25 protein-coding genes and 1 pseudogene are annotated in these 19,963 nt (G+C 51.2%); 21 read left to right on the forward strand and 5 right to left on the reverse strand.

Features of this window, described 5'->3' with window-relative positions; genetic code table 11:
- Positions 1-59: 59 nt before the first annotated feature.
- The 13 genes and pseudogenes from VFA_RS10615 to VFA_RS24030 all read left to right on the forward strand — a co-directional run bounded on the left by VFA_RS10615 (position 60) and on the right by VFA_RS24030 (position 8,538).
- Positions 60-1,250: a DNA circularization N-terminal domain-containing protein gene (locus tag VFA_RS10615; RefSeq protein WP_004726801.1), complete on the forward strand. Its 1,191-nt coding sequence runs from the start codon at positions 60-62 to the stop codon at positions 1,248-1,250.
- Positions 1,247-2,185 carry a hypothetical protein gene (locus tag VFA_RS10620; RefSeq protein WP_004726803.1) on the forward strand — a complete coding sequence of 313 codons (939 nt, stop codon included), beginning with the start codon at positions 1,247-1,249 and terminating at the stop codon, positions 2,183-2,185. Before VFA_RS10615 ends, VFA_RS10620 begins: the two co-directional genes overlap by 4 nt.
- Positions 2,178-2,753 (forward strand): phage baseplate assembly protein V, encoded by a 576-nt coding sequence (locus VFA_RS10625; protein WP_004726805.1) that lies wholly within the window; start codon positions 2,178-2,180, stop codon positions 2,751-2,753. The genes VFA_RS10620 and VFA_RS10625 overlap by 8 nt, the downstream gene beginning before the upstream one ends.
- Positions 2,750-3,136, forward strand: coding sequence for a phage GP46 family protein (locus tag VFA_RS10630; RefSeq protein ID WP_014257429.1), 387 nt, complete (start codon positions 2,750-2,752; stop codon positions 3,134-3,136). The genes VFA_RS10625 and VFA_RS10630 overlap by 4 nt, the downstream gene beginning before the upstream one ends.
- Positions 3,133-4,179, forward strand: coding sequence for a baseplate J/gp47 family protein (locus tag VFA_RS10635; protein WP_004726809.1), 1,047 nt, complete (start codon positions 3,133-3,135; stop codon positions 4,177-4,179). The genes VFA_RS10630 and VFA_RS10635 overlap by 4 nt, the downstream gene beginning before the upstream one ends.
- Positions 4,161-4,640 (forward strand): hypothetical protein, encoded by a 480-nt coding sequence (locus VFA_RS10640; RefSeq protein WP_004726811.1) that lies wholly within the window; start codon positions 4,161-4,163, stop codon positions 4,638-4,640. The genes VFA_RS10635 and VFA_RS10640 overlap by 19 nt, the downstream gene beginning before the upstream one ends.
- Complete coding sequence (locus VFA_RS24020) at positions 4,637-5,869, forward strand: phage tail-collar fiber domain-containing protein (RefSeq protein WP_004726813.1); 1,233 nt, start codon at positions 4,637-4,639, stop codon at positions 5,867-5,869. Before VFA_RS10640 ends, VFA_RS24020 begins: the two co-directional genes overlap by 4 nt.
- Entirely contained in the window at positions 5,866-6,429 is a 564-nt protein-coding gene (locus VFA_RS10650; protein ID WP_140209446.1) for a hypothetical protein, read from the forward strand. Before VFA_RS24020 ends, VFA_RS10650 begins: the two co-directional genes overlap by 4 nt.
- Positions 6,430-6,544: 115 nt before the next feature.
- On the forward strand, positions 6,545-6,961 hold the full coding sequence (locus tag VFA_RS10655; protein ID WP_004726816.1) for a glycoside hydrolase family protein: 417 nt from the start codon (positions 6,545-6,547) through the stop codon (positions 6,959-6,961).
- A gap of 10 nt (positions 6,962-6,971) precedes the next feature.
- Positions 6,972-7,202: a hypothetical protein gene (locus tag VFA_RS10660; RefSeq protein ID WP_004726817.1), complete on the forward strand. Its 231-nt coding sequence runs from the start codon at positions 6,972-6,974 to the stop codon at positions 7,200-7,202.
- Complete coding sequence (locus tag VFA_RS10665) at positions 7,193-7,444, forward strand: hypothetical protein (RefSeq protein ID WP_004726819.1); 252 nt, start codon at positions 7,193-7,195, stop codon at positions 7,442-7,444. The genes VFA_RS10660 and VFA_RS10665 overlap by 10 nt, the downstream gene beginning before the upstream one ends.
- Before the next feature lie 694 nt (positions 7,445-8,138).
- Positions 8,139-8,240, forward strand: a pseudogene (locus VFA_RS24025) (KilA-N domain-containing protein); the annotation flags it as partial.
- Positions 8,241-8,355: 115 nt separating this feature from the next.
- On the forward strand, positions 8,356-8,538 hold the full coding sequence (locus tag VFA_RS24030; RefSeq protein ID WP_004726823.1) for a hypothetical protein: 183 nt from the start codon (positions 8,356-8,358) through the stop codon (positions 8,536-8,538).
- 129 nt (positions 8,539-8,667) lie between these two features.
- Here VFA_RS24030 and VFA_RS10680 read toward each other — a convergent pair whose 3' ends face one another.
- Positions 8,668-9,156, reverse strand: coding sequence for a hypothetical protein (locus VFA_RS10680; RefSeq protein WP_038151579.1), 489 nt, complete (start codon positions 9,154-9,156; stop codon positions 8,668-8,670).
- A 112-nt stretch (positions 9,157-9,268) separates the two neighbouring features.
- Entirely contained in the window at positions 9,269-9,571 is a 303-nt protein-coding gene (locus VFA_RS10685; RefSeq protein ID WP_038151580.1) for a hypothetical protein, read from the reverse strand.
- A gap of 613 nt (positions 9,572-10,184) precedes the next feature.
- Between VFA_RS10685 and VFA_RS10690 the strand changes: the two genes are divergently transcribed.
- Entirely contained in the window at positions 10,185-10,802 is a 618-nt protein-coding gene (locus VFA_RS10690) for a KilA-N domain-containing protein (protein WP_038151583.1), read from the forward strand.
- 168 nt (positions 10,803-10,970) lie between these two features.
- Here the strand turns inward: VFA_RS10690 and VFA_RS10695 are convergent, their stop codons facing one another.
- The 3 genes from VFA_RS10695 to VFA_RS10705 all read right to left on the reverse strand — a co-directional run bounded on the left by VFA_RS10695 (position 10,971) and on the right by VFA_RS10705 (position 15,014).
- Positions 10,971-12,086: an alpha/beta hydrolase gene (locus VFA_RS10695; protein ID WP_140209447.1), complete on the reverse strand. Its 1,116-nt coding sequence runs from the start codon at positions 12,084-12,086 to the stop codon at positions 10,971-10,973.
- A gap of 227 nt (positions 12,087-12,313) precedes the next feature.
- Positions 12,314-13,279: a phage portal protein gene (locus VFA_RS10700; protein ID WP_004726828.1), complete on the reverse strand. Its 966-nt coding sequence runs from the start codon at positions 13,277-13,279 to the stop codon at positions 12,314-12,316.
- A gap of 10 nt (positions 13,280-13,289) precedes the next feature.
- Positions 13,290-15,014 (reverse strand): terminase large subunit domain-containing protein, encoded by a 1,725-nt coding sequence (locus tag VFA_RS10705; protein ID WP_004726830.1) that lies wholly within the window; start codon positions 15,012-15,014, stop codon positions 13,290-13,292.
- Positions 15,015-15,184: 170 nt separating this feature from the next.
- Here VFA_RS10705 and VFA_RS10710 point away from each other — a divergent pair, with 170 nt between their 5' ends.
- From VFA_RS10710 to VFA_RS10740, 7 genes are all read left to right on the forward strand, one after another.
- Positions 15,185-16,012, forward strand: coding sequence for a GPO family capsid scaffolding protein (locus tag VFA_RS10710; protein ID WP_004726833.1), 828 nt, complete (start codon positions 15,185-15,187; stop codon positions 16,010-16,012).
- A gap of 42 nt (positions 16,013-16,054) precedes the next feature.
- A complete protein-coding gene (locus VFA_RS10715; protein WP_004726835.1) occupies positions 16,055-17,092 on the forward strand; it encodes a phage major capsid protein, P2 family in 1,038 nt (345 codons plus the stop codon).
- A gap of 108 nt (positions 17,093-17,200) precedes the next feature.
- Positions 17,201-17,650 (forward strand): head completion/stabilization protein, encoded by a 450-nt coding sequence (locus VFA_RS10720; protein WP_004726837.1) that lies wholly within the window; start codon positions 17,201-17,203, stop codon positions 17,648-17,650.
- Positions 17,650-18,114, forward strand: coding sequence for a phage tail protein (locus tag VFA_RS10725; protein ID WP_004726838.1), 465 nt, complete (start codon positions 17,650-17,652; stop codon positions 18,112-18,114). The genes VFA_RS10720 and VFA_RS10725 overlap by 1 nt, the downstream gene beginning before the upstream one ends.
- Positions 18,111-18,647 carry a phage virion morphogenesis family protein gene (locus VFA_RS10730; RefSeq protein WP_004726840.1) on the forward strand — a complete coding sequence of 179 codons (537 nt, stop codon included), beginning with the start codon at positions 18,111-18,113 and terminating at the stop codon, positions 18,645-18,647. Before VFA_RS10725 ends, VFA_RS10730 begins: the two co-directional genes overlap by 4 nt.
- Positions 18,648-18,830 carry a DUF2635 domain-containing protein gene (locus tag VFA_RS10735; protein WP_004726841.1) on the forward strand — a complete coding sequence of 61 codons (183 nt, stop codon included), beginning with the start codon at positions 18,648-18,650 and terminating at the stop codon, positions 18,828-18,830. It abuts the gene before it with no gap.
- Complete coding sequence (locus VFA_RS10740) at positions 18,827-19,960, forward strand: phage tail sheath subtilisin-like domain-containing protein (RefSeq protein WP_004726842.1); 1,134 nt, start codon at positions 18,827-18,829, stop codon at positions 19,958-19,960. Before VFA_RS10735 ends, VFA_RS10740 begins: the two co-directional genes overlap by 4 nt.
- Positions 19,961-19,963: the final 3 nt, after the last annotated feature.

Below are 19,963 nucleotides of genomic sequence, written 5' to 3' on the forward strand. Positions count from 1 at the left end.
CCATCATTTTTCCAGCCTGCTGCCTTCTTTGATTTGTTTAAGATGAAGTGAGAGCTTTCATGTGGGAACGACAGTACGAGCGCGGGCGATGGAACGGGCATCAGCTCAACATCCTGGCGACTGCCATTGATGGCGGCCAGCGCCTGCACGTCAGCGAAATTCCCTACGCCGAACTACCCAACATCCGTGTGATGGGCAGTAAATCCCGCACCATCAAACTCGATGTCGTCTTTGTCGGCGCCGACTCGCTGGCCGATGCCAACGCATTCATTGCTAACCTGGAGTCTTCCCCTGCCGGAGAGCTGGAGCACCCGTGGCTGGGCGAACTGACGCTGGTGTTCGACACCTTTTCCCAAAGCATTAGCACCAAGCGCGGTGTGGTCACACTCAGCCTGAGCTTTGTCCGTGCCGGCACGCAGCCGACCATCAACACGTCAGCGACCGTTCGGGTGAAGCAACAGGCCAGCGCAGTGGAAAGTGTCTCAGCGCAGTCGTTCGCCCGTGATGTAAAAAGCCTCAGCGTGGCCGACATCAACCAGACTCAGAACGATTTCACTCAGTCACTCAACGTGTTGGTGGACATCACCCACCGCCTGAACCTCGCCGATGACAAGCTGCAAAGCATCAACTCAGCCATCAACGAAGCGTTTGGTGCCATCAGCAGCATCAGCAGTGCGCCGGATAAGTTCGCCACGCTGTTGAGCACCGCCGTTGATCGCGTCGCTGAGGGCGTTCAGTCTGAGCCTGACTCCGACAGTGAGGCCGTCGACAACGCGCGCACTGCGCAGCAGCTGATGTTGGGTCAGGTCAAAGAGGACGCTGTTACCCCTCATCACAACATTCAGATGGTGACCGGAGCCGTGAAGGTCAGCAAAGATGTCACCCGTTTGGAGAAGCAGGACCAGTTTGATATCACTGCCGTGAGCAAACAGCCAGCCATCATTCAAAGCGACCTCTCGGCGCTGATTGACGGCATTGATGAACGCGTGACAGAAACAACAAACGTCTCAACGGTTGAGAGCTTAGACATCTTCGATGCATTGACAGCGCTGAAAGGCGGCATTCAGACGCAGCATGACAAAGTCATCAAGGGTACTGCGGCGCACCGCGTAATTGAGCAGCCGCGCAGCAAACCCGCCCTGACCATCGCGCACGACCAGTACACGGCAGAGCCGATCGTTACCGCGATGAATGCGTTGCAGCACCCTCTGTTTCTGCGTGGTGACATTGCCGTGAGGAACCCGCAATGACCCAGCTTACGATGCACATCAATGGCGCGCAGACCGCGTTTTATTCGGCTGAGCTCAGCTACTCTCTTGAGCAGCTCGCGCACACCTTTCGCTGCAAGGTGCCAATGATGGCCATTAACCAGCCACTGCCGGTGAGCTTCTACCTCGACGGCCAGCTCATCCTGAAAGGACAAATTGACCAGGTAGAGTCTGCCACCGATTCAGGCAGCCGCTCAGTCACCATCACTGGCCGCTCCGTCAGTGCCAACATGATTGACTCGCGCATCACCATGGACGCGCTTTACGACCAGCCGATGGACAAATTACTGCGCCGTCTGGCCGCTCCGTTTGGCTTACAGGTAGAGAGTCTGGTCTCCGCGTTGAAGGCCGTACCTGAGTTTCAGATCAACGCAGAGTCGCCAGTAGAAAACATCGCACAGCTCATTCGAGAGCAAGGCTTGGCGCTGATTGAACGCAATGGTGTACTGACGATTGAGAACACCGCGCACAGCATCATTCAGGGCATCGGGCTTGAAGTCGGCAACAACATCGAACGCCTTGAAATTGCCCGTCAATTCCATACCCGCTTTCACCGCACCGAAGTTCAGGGCGCGTGGGACGATGCCAGCGCGGCGGTCACCGCAGCCGATGTTGATGCTTCGCGCACGCGGGTGATTATCTGCGATCAGTTACAGTCTGCCGACGCGTGTTTATCCCGCGCCCGATACGAACACAACCTTGCGATTGCGCAGAGCCTGACGGCCTCAGCAAGCATTGCCGGACTGTTCCCGGCACTCGCCATCGACGGACTCAACCGGGTCATCCGGGTTATCGACAAGACACAGCAGTTCAGTGAAATGTTGGTCATCAAAGCCTTGAGCCTGTCCGTCTCGGAAAGCGCACAAACCACTTCGATAACACTGTTCCGGCCATTCAGGGAGCAAAGCGATGTCTGACACACTGCTGGCTCGTTTGATGAGCCGAATTAAGAATCTGGTTGGCACCGGCACAGTCACAGGTGCGGAGACGCAGTGGCTACAGATTAAGACCGCCACGGGCCGCACCAACGATCGCATCCGTCGCGTGCACAACTACGGCTTTATGAGCCGTCCGTTAGTGGGCGCCAAAACCTACAACCTGTTTATCGGGGGCGTCACCGCGCGCGGTATCACGGTGAATGTGGAAGACGAACGTTACCAGATGGCGCTGCAACCGGGAGAGGTCGCCATGCTCGATGACAAGGGGAATCTGGTCCATTTCACCGCAGACGGTATCAAGGTGAACACCAAGGCAAAACTGGATATCACGGCCGCAGGCGATGTCAGCGTGACTGCGCCCAAAGTGGATGTCACCGCCCCCCAAGTTTCGTTCTCCGGCAATGTGGACATCGGCGGCAACCTCAACGTCGCGGGCAGCGTTGGCGGCAGCTCCGGCAAGTTTGCGGGCGTTACAGTGGAAACCCACACTCACGACTATCTGGACGACAACAACCAACGCACTTCTGACGGGCCAAACAAATCATGAACTATTTCCGTTTAAATGCGGTCACGGCACCGATGAACTCTGAGGAAGGCATGACACACGCCGTCTGGCAGAGCATTTACAACCACAGCGAGTCGACACAGAACGACCGCGCGCGAATGGCCGAAGACGAACGCGGCGGCAACTGGAGCGACGAACTGCTGAGCATCGTAGGCTCACGCGACTGGACCCTGCGCCGCGATAAGCTCACTCCGCAGACGCTCGTCATGGCCAAACGCTTTTATGAAGAGGCGCTGGCCTGGCTCATCACAGAGGGCCACGCCAAAGCCGTGACGGTTTCCGTCTGGGAAGCGAAACCCAATCAGATGGGGCGTGATGTGATCATTACCCTCACCGATGACACCACGTTTAAGGTCACACTATGAGTACACAACGCAGCCTGCAGACACTCATCGATCGCGCCAAATCGACACTGATGGCGAAAACCGGGCAGAACACACCGGCGATCGATGCCATCGCGTGCGCGATTGCGGCCGTGAGTTACGGTCAGTACGGCTATCAGGATTTGCTGTTTCGCCAGCTTCACCCGGAAACCTGCTCCGAAGCCTGGCTTTATCTGCATGCCAATCGTCATGGCACGCCGCGCCTGCTGCCCACGTTCGCATCAGGCACCGTCCGGTTTACTCAGCTTGGTGGTGTGGTGGTCATTCCCAAAGCAACTTTGCTGACCGATGCTACCGGCAATGAATACGAAACCACCCAAGAGCAATACAGTGACGTGCCGGTCAGCGTGATTGCGCGCGTGTCCGGCACGGCCAGCAATCTGCCAGCCGGAAGTACCCTGACCCTGTCCGAAGGCTTAGGCGGTATCGACCCGAATCAGGTTCAGAGCCTTGGCATTGAGGGCGGCGCCGACATCGAAACTCTCGAACACTGGCGCGCCCGGGTGATTGTGGCCTACGAGAAAAACGACCTGATCGGCAAAGCGGAGGATTATGAAGCCTGGGCAACGTCTGCCCATGCCGATGTCGACTTTGCCTGGGCACTGGATAACACCCCGGAGCGCGGCATGGTGGAAGTGTATATCGGCCGCCGCACAGCAGACCCGACACTGAGCAGCGAAGTGATAATCCTTGTTCAGCAGACCTTCGAAGCGCATCGTCTGGCAGGTTGTCATCCCATCGCCTTACTGCCTGAGCATGTTCTGCTGAACATTGAGATTCAGGGCATTGAAGATCAGTCTGTCCGTGATGACGTGGTCACTGCGCTGCAGAGCCTGACACAAAGCAAAATGGGCAAAATCAACACCGCGACGGGCAATCCTGAATCCATCACGCCGACGGAAATTGTGCTGACGGTGTCGAATGTCACCACCAACTTCATTGTGAAATCACCAACCGATGAAGTGACGATTCAGAGCCATCAGATTCATGTATTAGGAGACGTTACATGGACACCTCCAGCGTAATCATCGATTACAGCGCGGAAGACTTTGCGCAGGCCATCCGCGCCCTGTTGCCCAAAGGGCAATACTGGCAGGAAGTCGACAACCCGGAGCTGACCAGCCTGATTGAAGCAATGGCCACCGACTTCAAAGCCACGCACGATGACATTGAACTGTCTCTGCTGACTGACTTTCAGGAAGCGCTGTTCGGCTGGAAAATCAGCGACTATCAGGCGCTGCTGTACACCCAGGCCGGCGATGATGCCGGAACCGTCTCTGATGACCGGACCACGCCGAATCTGATTTATGTCGCGCTGCAGGAAGATGCCCGAATCTCATGCGCGCAGGCCTGGGCCGCGTTTGAGGAAAAGCGTCTGCCGCATACTGAAATTACCTGGACGTATCAGTCCCGGCTTGATGTCCATCATCAGCTTGCTAACTGCCGGCATATCCGCAATCAACACAATTACGAGGTCACCCAATGAGCTTACTCATCACCCATGCCGGGATTGCCGCCGCGATTCGTGCCGGTGATCTGGGCATTGAATACAAAATCACTCACATCAGCATCGGCTCTGCCGGTTATGTTCCGAATCCGGAGCAGACCGCACTCGTTGCTGAAATCCGGAAAAAAGCCATTACCCGCGGCGCGTTGGTGGCACAAGGCCAACTGCATTTTGAAACGGTCTGGGATGGCGAAGAAGAGTTTGAAGGCAAAGAGCTGGGTTACTGGCTGGAAGACGGGACGCTGTTCGCGGTCGACAGTCGTGACGGAGAGATCATCACCTACAAACGCAAAAACACCGTGGTCACCGAAGCGTGTGAACTGAATCTGTCGGCATCCACCATTGAGAACATCACGGTGGAGTTTCTTGGTTCTCCTTACGCAACAGAGCAAGTATCCGGTACAGCGAAAATCGCTACTTCTGATCTTGTGATTGCAGGAGTCGATGACACGACTATCGTGACACCGAAGAAACTGAACAAGAAAATGGCAGCTCATAAGGAGGAAGATAACCCTCATGTTCAATACCCTTTAGCGGCTATGACTCAAGGCCTGCCATACAGCAATACCCGCATCTATTATCTAGGCGAAGTCTGCTATACCAAAGACGAGGAAACAGGCAAAGTCAGCTATTGGGAGTGGTATTCCAACACCGAATCATTAGCAGGTAAAGACCCTCTGGATCAAGCGAATCGTCGACCGGGCTGGTCTGACACCACAAAACCTTTTTATTGGAAACCTTTCTCCTCCAAAACACCGGGTGAAACCATGGCTTGGGATAGTGAATTGGTTCCAGAACATATGATTGTAGCAATGGGACAGCAACTTCCCGTGACTGTCTATCACTCTCTAGCAGCAGCCAAGCCAGAATGGATTGATGATACAAATCCATTGGTCCTTAATATCCCGGACCGACGAGGACGATTTACTCGTGCTGCCGATGGATCTCATTGGCTTGCTGGGCAATCTCATGATGATGCAATCCGAAACATCACCGGTTCGTTCAATGCCAGTGGTACTACTGGTTCTGCATCTTCAACTAAAACTCAAGGGGCTATTGCTCTAAGCAATACGTCATCATGGCCCAATTATGTGAATGGTCAATCTGGGGCTGGCTACAATTTATTGTTTGATGCATCGAATGTCGTTCCGACATCGGAAGAAAACCAACCTAAAGGTTATATTGAATGGATGGGATACGCGCTATGAATCAGTATTATTACAACTACAACAAAGACACATTAATCGTTAACCAAACACCCCTGTCAGCGAATTGCTACTCCGCCATACCGGAATTCCCCAAAAACGCTCTATTAACTGCGCCATTACCACCAAAAGAAGGTTTTGCTGTAAGAGTTTGTGAATTCAAGGATGGGAGACCAACAAGCACAGAATATGTGATAGACAACAGAGGGAAAAACATCTTCCACACTGAATCCCCTTCCCTATCAAAAAGAATGGAAGAATTAGGTGACCTTGAAGATGGCTGGACGCTTTCAGCGCCTTCAACGCCTTATGATGAATGGGATAAACTTAAAGGCTGGGTAACGAATAGACAAAATCAATATGAATCTGATTTAGAAAAAGTCAGAGAAATACGTGAGCTACTCTATACGCAGATTGTGGATCGCCTGAACAATGAAGCGAAAATGATTCGCCGTGTGGAAGGTAATGAGGCAAAAGCCGCTGAATATGAAGCTCAGGCGGATGCCGCTTATCTGAAAATTCGGGCCGACAATCCTTGGCCTGTTGCACCAATCACCGAATAACCAAACCCGGCCTCAGCGCCGGGTTTTCTACATCCCCCATCTAGAAACCGCTTCAATATCAGTGAGTAATTCGGGGCGATACACTGGCCTTTGTTCATTCAACGAAGGTTAAACCATGAAAGCACTGGCAACCCAACTCATCAAAAAACACGAAGGGCTGCGGCTGAAACCTTACCGCTGCAGCAATCAAAAACTCACCATTGGCTACGGCCGCAACCTGCAGGATAACGGCATCAGCCAACAAGAAGCGGAAACCCTGCTTCAGCACGACCTCGATGCCGCGGTGAAAGAGGCAGAAACGCTGCCCTATTTCGCATCGCTTAACGAAGCGCGTCAGGCGGTCATCGTCGACATGATTTTCAACCTTGGCCTACCCCGTTTTGGCATGTTCAAGAAAATGATCGCCGCCATCGAGCAGCAACTCTGGCATGTGGCCGCCAACGAAATGCTCAATAGCCGCTGGGCACGTCAGGTTGGCAAACGGGCGAAGACACTCAGTGAAATGATGCGCACCGGCGCGCCGCTGCAATAAGGAGAGCACCATGAACTTTTTAACCAGTATCCTCGGCAAAACACTATGGGAAGTTCTGAAAGGTCTGTTTTTTCAGGTTGCCTGGAAAGTCATTCTGGAACGCTTTGCCAGCCGCCTGGTAATTTGGGGATTAGAGAAAATCAAAACCCTGTCCACCAATGATGTGACGCAGGAAACCGTGAACGACATCATCCTGTCGCTGAAAGGCAAAAAACTCAAAGAGGTCGAGCAATGGGAATGACGTTGGACCCAAGCTGGGTGAATGCGGTACTCGCCTTTGGCACGTTCGTGACGTTGATCCTGAGTTTACTGATTGGTTACCTGTTCCGGTTGTCCAAAGAACTGGGCGAATACAAAACCCATGTGGCAGAAACCTACGCGACGAAGGATGATGTCAAAGAACTCGGTGATCGGATTGAACGCAGCATGGTGAAAGAATTCGACCGGATTCATTCCCTACTGCAAGGGAGAGAAGTCGCCTAGTCCGTCGGGAGCCACAAGGTTCCCGTTCCCACTATTGAATCGAGAACTGACCCAGACTTTCACCTTGGCCATTCAAAATTTCTCCGGAGCTCGATTGCTCACAGAATGAAAAACTCACGTTTCTATCAAAAATGGGCAACTTTTGACAAACGTGTCGTCTCAAAATGTCGCTATTCAGTTGGTGAATCAACCCAGACCATCGCTGTTCGTTGTGATTTAGGTAAAATTCTATTTTGAACATTCTTGTTTCTTTCCTTGTACGGATTCTTGTCCACGATTGGTATGATACCAATAGATTTGTCGGCTGGTTCGTCTAGCCATAATAAATTCAACTTTTGTTTGGTTTACGGTAAGGCAGCATGACATTTGATAGTGACAGTCGTGCGAACCTCAAAATACTTCGATAAAAAATGTATAGGGATACTTAAGCTATTTGATGGAATATAAAGAGAAAGTAATCGCAGGTATGTGACGAAAGGATTCGAAAAGATACAGGGAAGAGACTTGAACTTGATGTTACATGAATAGCTCATATTTTATGAGCAAGGCACACTATACACGCAACAAACTAAATAGATAGTTTTTTCTTAGGGCATAACCATCCATAAACGTGGTGATAGCGTAAGCTCTGCTCTGGATGAATACAACTCCACGCCACAAAAGCCTACGCGATCTATGTCTCGAACATCAACTTTGGGTATGCAAAGAACTGGTCTACGCCTACGCGATGTGGATTAGCGCCAGGTTTCACCTGCAAGTCATCCGCGCATTCGACGCAATCACAAGCCAACCGCAAATTGCACCGTCCGGTGTCACTCTCACCGCCAAACAAGCCCGGCTCTTACAATGTGCCTTTTCGCAGTTTGACGAACTCAAAGCGCCACGGGGAAAGCTACCGCCAGTATCAAACTATGCAGCAGCAAATCAACATGATGCGTTCGTTTTGCGATCATATGGAAAGCGAGCTTAAAGCGTTTCACTCGCAGGTAGACGCAGAAATTGATGCGATTAATCACATCAACTTATACAAGGGAATGGTGTTGGAATATCAAGGCGCTGACGAACTAAAGCGCTTCATTGAGCAAAAACATTGATGAAAAATGACTGAGCCTAGGCAACGTGAGGTTGTTCTAGGCTCTGGTGGGCAGGCACATACACAGGCTTACTCAAACTAAAAAGGTCAGGAGTTGGGAATCACTCTTAGACAAATTGGTATGTGTTTTTTACTGGTAAAGAAACTCTAAAGTGTTATTTTTCCCAAATATCCAAAAAGAATTTTTCTTACAGCCGTCTAAACGGTTTCCTTTTTTGTCATAAATATTTACAGTAGTAAAAAACTTCATATCCTCAGCATGTTCAACGTGTGCTTTGCAAGAATCTTCAGATATTTCATTAACTTGAATCTTAAATCCTTCGTAGTTATCCCCTATAGAGGAGATTGTTATATCTTCGTCCCACGAATCCTGTATAAAACTATGATTAATACTTTCATTATCTAAATATTTGTAGTTTTCATCTTCAGAAAAATACTTAACAATATCTCGACCAAGTTGAGATATACGATACGGACGAGACAGTTCATTCTTACCTGTTTCATATGTATCAACTGTATCCTTAACTAATATCACACTTTCCATTTTTGGAGATCCAGCATAGCTAAATAGCGATAAACTAGTAGAAATTACAAAGAGAAACCTACTTAATATTCGCATTAATTTATTCCTTTTTTACTTATAGTTGACCACAAAATGTCCTGTTAAGGCGTGAGCAACGCATAGCGAAAATGCCATGCGTTGCGAATCCGTTTCGAAGCGTTCGTTAGCTTTATTTTGATGCCTCAACTACATTTTTTGCAGGCTTAAATATACACACAGCCCCTCCTGTAGTTAAACTTACGTTGTGACTTAAATCACAATTCAATGCTACAAACATAATTGGGAGCTGCTCATTTCCAAATGAGTTTGGTAGAAACGCAATTTTGCTTCCTTCTTTGCACTTACCTTCATTGTCAACAGCTTTCCAACTTACAGCTGTACACAGTGTTTCTTGATCAATGCCAAAAGCATTTACTTGTAAGGGAATAGATAAAACAAGAGATGTTAAGAGGGCTTTATTGATAATTTTCATATAGAAACTCCATTATATTTAAAATATCCAATGATGATTTTGTTTCGAATTTAAAGCTAAGATTTATCAGTGCGTATGCGTGTCTAACTCGTTAAACCAGTTAAAACGCGCACAGTTAACTAGTTGTTTTGCAGAAAATTATCAGTTTTCCATCAATAAAACCATGCAATATTGCACATATATGCAATTCCCCAAACCTATAATCTAACCCCATGTAACAGGCCGGAAGCGAGTTGCGGCAGCTTGCCAGGACTGATGGCGTCGTGCACAGTTACGCACATTTGTGTGTGGTAAAGCATTGACACCCTACCCTCGCCGCCCTTACCCTATCGCTGTACTGGCAAAATCCAGTACCGGGATTGAGACCCCGCTAATGATCACCGGCACATAAGTGCCAGCGTTTGCTGGTTTTTTTATGTGTGGCTTCGGCACACCTGTACATGGTGAATTTGCTGCGATTATGCGCAAATACATCTCATCAATGGTGGGCTGGGCGGGGCAGCCTTCGGGCTGGCCGTATCGGTGGTGCGGTAGTCTCAACCCTGTTCAGTCCATCACCCGAAGATTGAGACCTTTGCGTGATGGTAAGCAATCCTAATCACCGGAGGTCGCTATGACCCATCTATCTATTCTTTCCAAAGATATCCGCATCTTAGACGGCTTGTATTCTCTGAATGACCTGCATAAAGCAAGCGGAAACAAAGCCAAACACGCCCCTTTTCGATTCATGCGTAATGAACAAACCGTTGAACTAATCGCTGAAATAGAGCGATCACCAGATCTGGTGATCGGTTGCAAAGTGTTACGAGGTGGGAAACTCCAAGGAACTTGGGTATGCAAAGAACTGGTCTACGCCTACGCGATGTGGATTAGCGCCAGGTTTCACCTGCAAGTCATCCGCGCGTTCGACGCACTCACAAGCCAACCGCAAATTGCACCATCCGGTGTCACTCTTACCGCCAAACAAGCCCGATTCTTACAATGTGCCTTTTCGCAGTTTGACGAACTCAAAGCGCGCCACGGGGAAAGCTACCGCCAGTATCAAACCATGCAGCAGCAAATCAACATGATGCGTTCGTTTTGCGATCATATGGAAAGCGAGCTTAAAGCGTTTCGCTCGCAGGTAGATGCGGAAGTTGATGCGATTAACCACATCAACTTATACAAAGGGATGGTGTTGGAATATCAAGGCGCCGACGAACTAAAGCGCTTCATAGAGCAAAAACATTGATGATAATTGACCTGAGCCTAGGCAACGTGGTGTTGTTCTAGGCTCAGGTGGATATGAATAAACTCACATTTGGACAAAGACACGTTATAGATAAAAACAATGTATAAAAAATATAGGAGAAGCACCTAACTTGCTTGGTTCTGTAGTGACGTCCCCCTGATTTGAGCCTTATTTCTTAAACTGCCAATAAGTGCCATTGCTGTTTTCAACTGGCTCTAATCCAGCTCTTTCAAATGCTCGCTTATGATGATGAATAAGGCTATAAATATCCATCATGACAGGCCGAACTTCAGCAAAAGTTGAGTGGTTAAGGAAACCTACACCAACATTGGTCACATCAATAGTATCAATACCTTCTACGATTACTGGCTCCCCACCTGAATAGCCTGCTCTTGAGTAACCGCCATGTATTGTCTTAGACATCATAAGTGCAACGTCCGTTGAAGAAACATACAAGGTAACCGAGCTGTTTTTACTTACCATTTTAGGGGCTATATCTTTCTTGAAAAGATCAGCATCAATATCAGGGGCGGCCAAAATAATCTCTTTGATTCGGCTCTTTGCCGAAGGAATGTCATCCATAACATCAAGGTATGCCTGTGTAAGTGCACGGGTTCCCATGCTATGAGCAATCAAATAGATGTTTTGGGATGTCGTTTTTTCTAATACTTGGGTAATGAAATTCTTTATGTTGCCCTGAGACCACCTGATGTTATTTTCATCAGTCATATAAGACTTCTCTTTCGCTTGAGATGGCCAACTGTAGAACACTGGTGCACCTTTAAAACTTAGATCATAAGCTATCTGAGCAGTTCTAAGTGCAGCATCCTCAAATGACACATTATATCCATGAATAAAGATAAGAAGATTTTCAGAATCAACAAACTGTGAACGTAACCTGTTAAAATATAGTGACTTATTAAGTATTTCTGTTTTCCTCAACATCAGATGGTCATCTGGATCCTCTGAAAACTCCAGTTTCCAATATGCTGGCCTTTCAATCTCTCCAATCTTGTGACCTTTAGGGATACTAACTTCAGCCACTCCATAGGTTATATCTTTCGATCTTCGTGTCCCAAATGAAGTATTGTTCTCTGTATTATCAACACGTTGGCGATCTGTCGCATAGTACACATCCATAACGACATGATTAGGTCTATCGTCTGCTGGACCGAATAACTCCATAAGCCAACACATCACCCCCCCACAAGCTTGCGTGACTTCTCCGCCAATAGCAGCACTAGCTTGACCGGAGCCAGCAGGGCCCGCAGTATCAACTGCCATAACATTAGTATCTTCCGCTGGTCTCGTAGAGTCAGATTGGCTGACACAACCTATAAGAATCAGTCCGGCTAAGAGACTGACGATTAATTTGTTACACTTCAAAATATAATCCTTTATCTAAGAAATAACTCTGATTGGAAAAGGCCAAATAGTTAGATTGCTGGGGCAGGTTACTATATTCCTCCGACTCAGAATAGATTGGCGGATTCTTAAATTGGTTTGAGGCTTCAGCTCTCTTTTACCAAACTCACGTACTCGTTGAGTTTCAACACTTCACTCCCCACAAAATCGTTCAATTCAGCCAGTGAATCAATCAGTGGCAGCAGCTCGTTTTTATGGAACAGCCAGTCCACCTTGTTAAGGTCGAGTGAGGTAATGCTTTCACGGCGAATGCTCATCAGCTCGATCGGTACGCGGTGCAGGGCCAATACGTCGTTCATCGTCTGGTTCTTCACGTCTTTGAACGAATCTTTTGCTTCCACCTGGCCGATGGGTTTAAGTTCCGGCGCTTTGGTGTCCTTACCCTTGGCATTCACAAACAGGTTTTTGAACGCCATCCCCTCTTTGGCCTGCAGCTTGTTGCGAATGTCGTTCTCTGTATCCTTGGTCATGCTAGGCTCGTTCATATACAGCAGGTAACCTGCGTGGGAACCATTGCGGTAATACTGGCGGCGGAACAGCGTGGCATCATCGTTGAGCCAAATAGAGGTCAGCCCGCTGACGTGTTGCGGCAGGCCGTACAACTCCTGCGCCACATCGTATTCAGCCAGGTGAAAAATCTGCCCGTCGCGATAATCAATCCGCCCTTCATTGCTGTAGGCGCGGGGCTTATAGGTGTAACCTAAATCACCTCGGCGGCGCATGTAGAGCGCCGGAAGGTGTCTGATGTGAACCACCTGCCCGAACAGGTTGCGCACCACCTGAAAGTAGCCGTTGCCAAAGGTGAGGTAGTCCTGAATAAACCGTTTCAGGTCGCGGCGCGGCAGTACGTCGCTCACCGTAACGGCGTACGTCAGCGTGTTGCGTTTAAACTCAATCGCGCTCGAGTGCATCGGATTCACGCGCAGCGCTTTGGCCAGCGTATCAAGTGCAATCGGCGGCTCGTACAAATCATCAATCAGCGCCACTTCAAGGTAGCTGAGAATATCGCTATTCATCACACTGACCGGGTTAGAAAATTCAATCTCAATCACGTTCTGTCTCCTAGAAGAACGACACCGTGGTGTCATCCTCACTGTGAATATCAATCGGCTCCCAGTGCATCACATGCATCGAAGCCCAGGCCAGGTCAGCGTGCGAGCCCACCTTGCTGCGGTTAGAAATAAAGGTCACCTGATTGCTGGCTTTGGTGGTCTGCTGGCGAATCATCAAAAAGGAATGCACTAGGTCATCCCATTCGCCGTCGAACTGCAGGCGCCCGTCGTTGATGATTTCGCGCGCCTTGTACACCATCATCCGTTTCACTTCCGGCGAGTAATCCAGCTCAATCAGGCTCGGGTAGAACTTGCGCACCAGCTCGGCCACCGCCGACCCGACGCCGCTGACATCAATCGCCAGGTGCACCACGTTGTATTTTTCGGTCATGGCTTTAATCGCGAGCGCTTGCTGCTCGTAGCTGGAGCCTTTCAGGCGCGCCCGTTCAATCAGCCGGAACACGCCGCCTTTGCGTTTGGGTTTGAGCGCAACCACCAATCCGGCATCGTCGGACCCTTCGCCCTGACCGCCGCCGCGCGGGTCATAACCCACCAACACTTCGGCATTGCCCGCAGGCCGCGCTTTGTTGTGGTCCACGTCCTTCCACAGCGATGAATCGGTTTTACACGCCAGCAGCGCTTTGAGCGCAAAGATGGACGCCGAATCATCGAGAAACACGCAACGCAGCAGGTTGTCGAATACGGTTTTGTCCGGGTACTTACGGCGCAGTTTCTCCATGTTGAAGAACGTGGCGCCTTTCTCAATCGCGTCATCAATGGTGATGATCTGGCGGAAAATGCCATCAACGCCCAGCGAGCCGTTCTTAAGCGCCGAATGGCTGATGTCAATGCCTTGCTCTTTCTTGCCCTGCCACTTCGGATACGCTTCATGCGCCACGGTCGACGGCGTCGACAAATACGTGGTGCGGTACTTGTCGTGAATCGACATCCCGCCCGCGTAATCGTCCAGCTCACCAAATTTGGGGATCCAGAACACTTCATCGAAATAGACATGGCCGTTGAAGCCCTGCGATGTGCGGGCGTTGGTGGAGAGGAAGTAAAACGTCGCGCCGTTGGAGAGTTGCAGCTCATCTTTGCCTTTGAGCTCCACGTCGCCAATCTCCAGCGCGAAACGGCGGATGTAGTTTTTGAAGATCTCAGACTGTTTGCGCGAGGCCGACAAAAACACCTGGTTGTCGTCGTTCAGTACCGCATCCTCAAACGCTTCATAGGCGAAGTAATACGTCAGGCCAATCTGGCGCGATTTGAGGTAGAAGCGGAACTCGTTCAGTTCGGGATTGCACTTGTGGGCGTGGATGTCTTTCTGGTACTCGAAAAACGTCTTCTCTCGAAACTCGTCCAGCACCGTTCGGGTGATGTGCGACACGTCGTTCTTCACCTTGTTCGGCTTGCGGCCGCGCTTGTTGCCTTCGCTGTGGCTGCTCGCAGGCCGATGCTGCCGGCTCTCGGCTTCATCGCGTTTGCGCTTTTGTGCCAGCAGCATTTCCAGCTCTTTGAGCTGCTCATCGTGCTTTTGGTCAAGCCACAGCAGATAGGCAATCCGCTGGCGCAGCATCAGCTCTACGGGCGCATCGTCCCGCATCGCTTTCCAGTCAAATTTCGAAATCCATTGCTGGACGGTTCGCACGGCAACGCCCACCGCCTGCGCGACTTCGGCAGGTTTGTACTGACGCAGATACAGCCCAAGCGCTTTGGTTTGGTCTGCAGTGTACATCGGGGAGGATTGCTCAATAGCCAGATTCGTTTTCATGCTGGCAGTGTGCAACAGAGCCCGCCGCGACTCAGCAGAGAGACTTTCTATATCGGGTATCTAGAATCGCCGTGAATACAAAAAGTTAAGGCCATTGGTTAGATTGGAATCATCGAAACGAGAAGAGATATTCCATGTTTAAGTCAGAGCCAATTTGCATTCTGAAAGCTGGCCCCACTGTCGACGGGCGAGATATCCCGCAGAAAGTGATTGACGATATCGCGGAAACGTACAACCCAACCAATTATGCCGCGCGAATCAATGACGACCACTACGACAGTGGCTGGAAAGGCGGCACCGTATTGTCGGTAGAAAAACGCGATGACGAACTGTGGGCTGAAATCAAACCCAACTCTCACCTGCTGCGAAACATCGAAAACGGTCAGTTGCTGCATACCTCATGTGAGTATCAGGAAGATTTCGCGAATAGCGGAAAAGCTTACTTAACCGGACTTGCCTTCACGGACAAACCCGCCTCGCTGGGTACCACGCAAGTGCATTTATCGGCCAAACGCAATGCAAAAAATGTGTTTCTTGTCTGTACCGGTCAAACGGTGAATTACAACGCATTGCATGTTTCACAACCCGACTTGTCCGATGAAGACACGTCGCTGTTTCAAAAATTCAAAAGCTGGCTCAAAGGCGAAAACGCGCCCGAGCAGCTCTCTCACACTGAGGAAGAAGACGACATGAACAAAGAAACCGAAGAGCTGCTGCAGCAACAAATTGAGCAGAACACCAAGCTGAGCGATCAGCTCGGCCAACTGGTGCAGACACTCAGCGCCAAAGAGCAGCCCGCAGAGCCGGAAGTTAAAGACGAGCCGCAGAAAAGCGAGCTGGAAGAAAAAGTTGAAAAGCTCTCCTCCCAGCTTGGCGAACTGACCACCAAACTGAGCAGCATCACGGATGAGCAGGCGCGCATCCTTGCGGGTCAGGATGCGGAACCCGAACAGTACCTGTAAGCGCCGGCTTTAGTCTCTCACCCCATTTGTATAGGTAAACACATGCAAGAGCATACCAAAAAGAAACTGAGCGCCTACGTTCAGGCGGTCGCGCAGCAAAACGGCGTCGAGAACGCCACCGAGATGTTTAACGTCTCGCCGAACGGCACCCAGCGCATCATCGCGGCCATTCGTGAAAGCAACTGGTTCCTGAGCCGCATCAACATCATCACCGTGAAAAACCAGATTGGTGAAGCGATTGGTCTGGGTGTGAGCGGCATGATTGCCAGCCGCACCGACACCTCCGGCGACGGCGAGCGCAAGCCGAAAGACTACCACGGCATGAAAGCCATGCCTTACGCCTGCGTGCAGACCAACTTCGACACGGCGATCCGCTATGCCAAGCTCGATGCCTGGGCGCACATGAAGAGCTTCAACCAGATTGTCTCCAAACACACCCGCGAGCAGATCGACGCCAACAAAATCACCGTCGGCTGGTTTGGTCAAACCGCGGCCGCGGATACGGATGCCACCGCCAACCCGAACGGCGAAGACGTCAACAAAGGCTGGTTCCAGGCGATGCGCGAGCACAACGCCGAACGTTTAATCACCGAAGGTGCGGAAGGCTCCGGCGTTATCCGAATTGGTGAAGGCGGCGACTTTACCAACCTCGATCTGGCGGTGCTGAACCTGAAAAATCTGCTGCACCCGGCATGCGAAAACGACTCTGACCTGGTTGCCATCATCGGCTCTGATCTGCTGGCCTATGAGAAAGCCAAGTTCTACGACGCGCACGGCAATACGCCGACAGAAAAGAGCAAGATTCAGGAGCGTCAGGTCATCGGTACCTATGGCGGCCTGCCTGCGGTGTCGGTTCCGGGCTTCCCGTCAACGGGCATCATGGTGACCAGCTACAACAACCTGTCTATCTACATTCAGGAAGACTCGGTTCGCCGCACGGTCGGTAAGAAAAACGACGCCAAAGACCAGATGGAAAACTTTGAGTCGATGAACATGGCCTACGTCATCGAGCAACTTGAAAAGGTGGCGGCGGTCGAGTTCGGCAACGTCAAACTGAAAATCAACGGGGCGTGGGTATAACCGCGCCAGACTGACACCCTCCAATGCAGGCTCTGTCACGTTATCAGTCTGGCTCCTACACAGATTGTTATTCGTGCACTGCTGCCTGCATTCCCTCAAAGGTGATGTATGGAATTTATCGGCAATAAAAGCGATCTGTATGCCTCCGAGCTGCCCACCACGGATAACTTTCCTGCGCTCAAAATTTCAGAGTTTCAGTCTCTGTTTCATTTCCTCAGCAATGAGACAGAGGCAGGCATTCTGCAACAGGCGAAAGTCTCGCGCATTAAGGTGCACCGCGAACTTGTGAATACCATCGCGCAGTACGAGAGCCTTGCCGCGCTCTCAAAGGACAAATTCGGCGATGAAGAATCCGGCACCACGCTCTACACCCAGGCGGTGTTTGCGCTGACGGCCAGCGAGCTGATCGGCATCCGCCTCAGCTCCGATGCCACCGCCGAAGCGGCCGAGCGTCAGGAAGCGCTGAGCAGCAAGAAATACCATTGCGAGGTGCAATACCGCCAAGCGGTGGACCTGCTGCTTCACGGGCAGGAAACCTACTGTTTTGAGGTGGTGTGATGAAAGCGCTGCAAAGTTTAACGGACCTGTTCAGAAAGCACGTGATTGATGCCAAGAACTTCACCGTCTGGGCCGAAGACGGTGCGCTGTTCTGCACTCAGGGCGACAGCGTCGACGGGTTTGAGCTTGAGTACACCGCCATCGTGTTCATGCAGGATGTCAGAGTGCAGCCGCACATTCTGATGATGCACTTAGTCTCCTGGATGAATACGCACGACCCGTACCGGATGGAAAAAGGGTTGCCGTTTCCGACCTTCGCCACCGAGCTGCTGGATAACGGCCGCTGCGACATCAAAATCAAGATTGACCTGCGGGAAGCCTTTGCACTGCAAGCCCACCCGCAAGGAAACTGGAAGCAACACGGCGAGCGTTTTGAATGCGTGGGCGATTTTGCTGCCCGTGTCGACGAAGACGACCTGAACGAACTGGTGCTGTTTGTCGGCCATCTGGATGACTTGCCATGAACGAACTCACACTGAAAACACCGGAGCAGCTCACTCAGGTGGTCGAGCGTCTGGTGCTGACCGCCACTGACAAACTGGATTTGAACCGGCGCATGGCCAATCGCGCGCGCCAGTTCTTCCGCGCTCAAATCCGGGCGCAGCGGGACATTGAGAATAACCCGTACCAGAGCCGCACGGGCCGCAAAAAAGTGAGTCTGCGGGACGGGACGTCACGCCATACCGTCAACAACAAGAACATGTTGATGGGCCTGTCGAAATCCCTGCGCACGCAGGCCGATGAACACCATTTTGAAGTGGGTCTTGCGGGCGTCGCCGGGCGCATCGGCCAGGAACACAATCAAGGCAGCCAGCTCTCGTTTACCACCCGCGTGAATGGCTTCTTCGACAGCAGGACCGGACGCTGGCAAGGCGGGCGGCGGGTCAAGCAGAACTATCAGATGCCCCGACGTACCTTCATCGGCTGGACGCCGGAGATCGAACGCGAGCTGCTCGCCATGGCGGCCGAGCACTTTACAACTGACGTGGAAAGTTAAATGCAAACCATCAAAGTCAAACCACAAAAAGGGTTACTGGTTCGTGACCCGGATACCCGCGAGCCGTTAAAGACCGCGGGCGAAGAGAAGCCGCGTAACCCTTATTGGCTGCGTCGCATTAAAGATAAATCCGTCGTGCTCGTCACCACGAAAACGGCAACGAATAAGGAGAACGGCCAATGAGCATCAGCTTCTCAGAAGTTCCGGCCAGCGCTTATGTGCCCGGCATGTATGTCGAAATCGACAACAGCCTGGCCAACAGTGCGGAAGACCAGCAACTGTGCCTAGTGATCGGCAACGCGGTTGCGGGTGCCTCGGTGGCGCCCAACACCGTCGTATTGTGTATGGATGAAACCAAAGCGCAGGTGCAGTTCGGCGCTTCAGACATCGTCGACATGGTGACCTACTTTCGCAAGCAGGATGAAAGCATGCCCGTCTACGCCATCAGCGTGGACGCGGCCGATACCATGTCAGCACTGGCGGCTCTGGGTGATGTGCAGTACCACCACATCCTCTGCTCGCTCAATGATGACACCACCATCCGCGACTTGGGCGAGTTTCTGGAGAAACGTTATCAGGCGCTGCAGCAGATCCCAGGTGTGGCTTATATCCCGAAAAAAGGCACCCATGCGGAGCTGATTACCTTTGCCAATAAAAGCAACTGCCCGCTGATCAGCTTTATGCCGGTGAATGCGCTCGGTAACTCTGCCAATGAAGCCCTGTCGGATGCAGCGGCGATCGGTGCCTGGGCGGGACAAATTGCGCCGTCACTGGCTAACGACCCGTGCCGCCCGCTGCAAACACTCAAGATGAACGGCGTCTACTCCGTTGCGGACACCGAGTTTGACTGGGCCGAGCGTAATCTGCTGCTCCATGAAGGGATGGGCACGTACGTCGTCACCTCCACCAAAGAGGTGCAGGTGGAGCGCGCGGTCACCGCTTACACCGAAAACGCATCAGGCATCGCCGACAACAGCTACCTCGACATCATGACGCCGGCTACGGCGATGTATTTTCGTCAGAAACAACGCTCGCGCATCTTAAGCAAATACGCCCGTTTCAAAGTGGCCAAAGACGGCACCCGCTTTGCGCCGGGACAGGCGATTGTCACGCCCAGTATGTTCAAAACCGAGCTGCTGGCGCTGTACAAAGAGCTGGAATACAACGGCATCGTGCAGGACTTCGACGGCTACAAGAAGTCGCTCATTGTTGAGCTCGATGACACCAACAAGCAGCGGATCAACTATCAGGACTCACCGCAGTTCGTGAACGGATTGATCATCGTTGCCGGCAAAATTCAATTCAGGAAGTAAGCC

It is taken from the genome of Vibrio furnissii CIP 102972 (genome assembly GCF_000176175.1).
In the GTDB taxonomy this organism is placed as follows: domain Bacteria; phylum Pseudomonadota; class Gammaproteobacteria; order Enterobacterales; family Vibrionaceae; genus Vibrio; species Vibrio furnissii.

What these genes read in the sequence shown, in the direction of transcription:
- VFA_RS10615 (WP_004726801.1), top strand. Translation starts at nt 60, where the DNA reads ATGTGGGAACGACAGTACGAGCGCGGGCGATGGAACGGGCATCAGCTC.
- VFA_RS10620 (WP_004726803.1), top strand. Translation starts at nt 1,247, where the DNA reads ATGACCCAGCTTACGATGCACATCAATGGCGCGCAGACCGCGTTTTAT.
- VFA_RS10625 (WP_004726805.1), top strand. Translation starts at nt 2,178, where the DNA reads ATGTCTGACACACTGCTGGCTCGTTTGATGAGCCGAATTAAGAATCTG.
- VFA_RS10630 (WP_014257429.1), top strand. Translation starts at nt 2,750, where the DNA reads ATGAACTATTTCCGTTTAAATGCGGTCACGGCACCGATGAACTCTGAG.
- VFA_RS10635 (WP_004726809.1), top strand. Translation starts at nt 3,133, where the DNA reads ATGAGTACACAACGCAGCCTGCAGACACTCATCGATCGCGCCAAATCG.
- VFA_RS10640 (WP_004726811.1), top strand. Translation starts at nt 4,161, where the DNA reads ATGGACACCTCCAGCGTAATCATCGATTACAGCGCGGAAGACTTTGCG.
- VFA_RS24020 (WP_004726813.1), top strand. Translation starts at nt 4,637, where the DNA reads ATGAGCTTACTCATCACCCATGCCGGGATTGCCGCCGCGATTCGTGCC.
- VFA_RS10650 (WP_140209446.1), top strand. Translation starts at nt 5,866, where the DNA reads ATGAATCAGTATTATTACAACTACAACAAAGACACATTAATCGTTAAC.
- VFA_RS10655 (WP_004726816.1), top strand. Translation starts at nt 6,545, where the DNA reads ATGAAAGCACTGGCAACCCAACTCATCAAAAAACACGAAGGGCTGCGG.
- VFA_RS10660 (WP_004726817.1), top strand. Translation starts at nt 6,972, where the DNA reads ATGAACTTTTTAACCAGTATCCTCGGCAAAACACTATGGGAAGTTCTG.
- VFA_RS10665 (WP_004726819.1), top strand. Translation starts at nt 7,193, where the DNA reads ATGGGAATGACGTTGGACCCAAGCTGGGTGAATGCGGTACTCGCCTTT.
- VFA_RS24030 (WP_004726823.1), top strand. Translation starts at nt 8,356, where the DNA reads ATGCAGCAGCAAATCAACATGATGCGTTCGTTTTGCGATCATATGGAA.
- VFA_RS10680 (WP_038151579.1), bottom strand. Translation starts at nt 9,156, where the DNA reads ATGCGAATATTAAGTAGGTTTCTCTTTGTAATTTCTACTAGTTTATCG.
- VFA_RS10685 (WP_038151580.1), bottom strand. Translation starts at nt 9,571, where the DNA reads ATGAAAATTATCAATAAAGCCCTCTTAACATCTCTTGTTTTATCTATT.
- VFA_RS10690 (WP_038151583.1), top strand. Translation starts at nt 10,185, where the DNA reads ATGACCCATCTATCTATTCTTTCCAAAGATATCCGCATCTTAGACGGC.
- VFA_RS10695 (WP_140209447.1), bottom strand. Translation starts at nt 12,086, where the DNA reads ATGGCAGTTGATACTGCGGGCCCTGCTGGCTCCGGTCAAGCTAGTGCT.
- VFA_RS10705 (WP_004726830.1), bottom strand. Translation starts at nt 15,014, where the DNA reads ATGTACACTGCAGACCAAACCAAAGCGCTTGGGCTGTATCTGCGTCAG.
- VFA_RS10710 (WP_004726833.1), top strand. Translation starts at nt 15,185, where the DNA reads ATGTTTAAGTCAGAGCCAATTTGCATTCTGAAAGCTGGCCCCACTGTC.
- VFA_RS10715 (WP_004726835.1), top strand. Translation starts at nt 16,055, where the DNA reads ATGCAAGAGCATACCAAAAAGAAACTGAGCGCCTACGTTCAGGCGGTC.
- VFA_RS10720 (WP_004726837.1), top strand. Translation starts at nt 17,201, where the DNA reads ATGGAATTTATCGGCAATAAAAGCGATCTGTATGCCTCCGAGCTGCCC.
- VFA_RS10725 (WP_004726838.1), top strand. Translation starts at nt 17,650, where the DNA reads ATGAAAGCGCTGCAAAGTTTAACGGACCTGTTCAGAAAGCACGTGATT.
- VFA_RS10730 (WP_004726840.1), top strand. Translation starts at nt 18,111, where the DNA reads ATGAACGAACTCACACTGAAAACACCGGAGCAGCTCACTCAGGTGGTC.
- VFA_RS10735 (WP_004726841.1), top strand. Translation starts at nt 18,648, where the DNA reads ATGCAAACCATCAAAGTCAAACCACAAAAAGGGTTACTGGTTCGTGAC.
- VFA_RS10740 (WP_004726842.1), top strand. Translation starts at nt 18,827, where the DNA reads ATGAGCATCAGCTTCTCAGAAGTTCCGGCCAGCGCTTATGTGCCCGGC.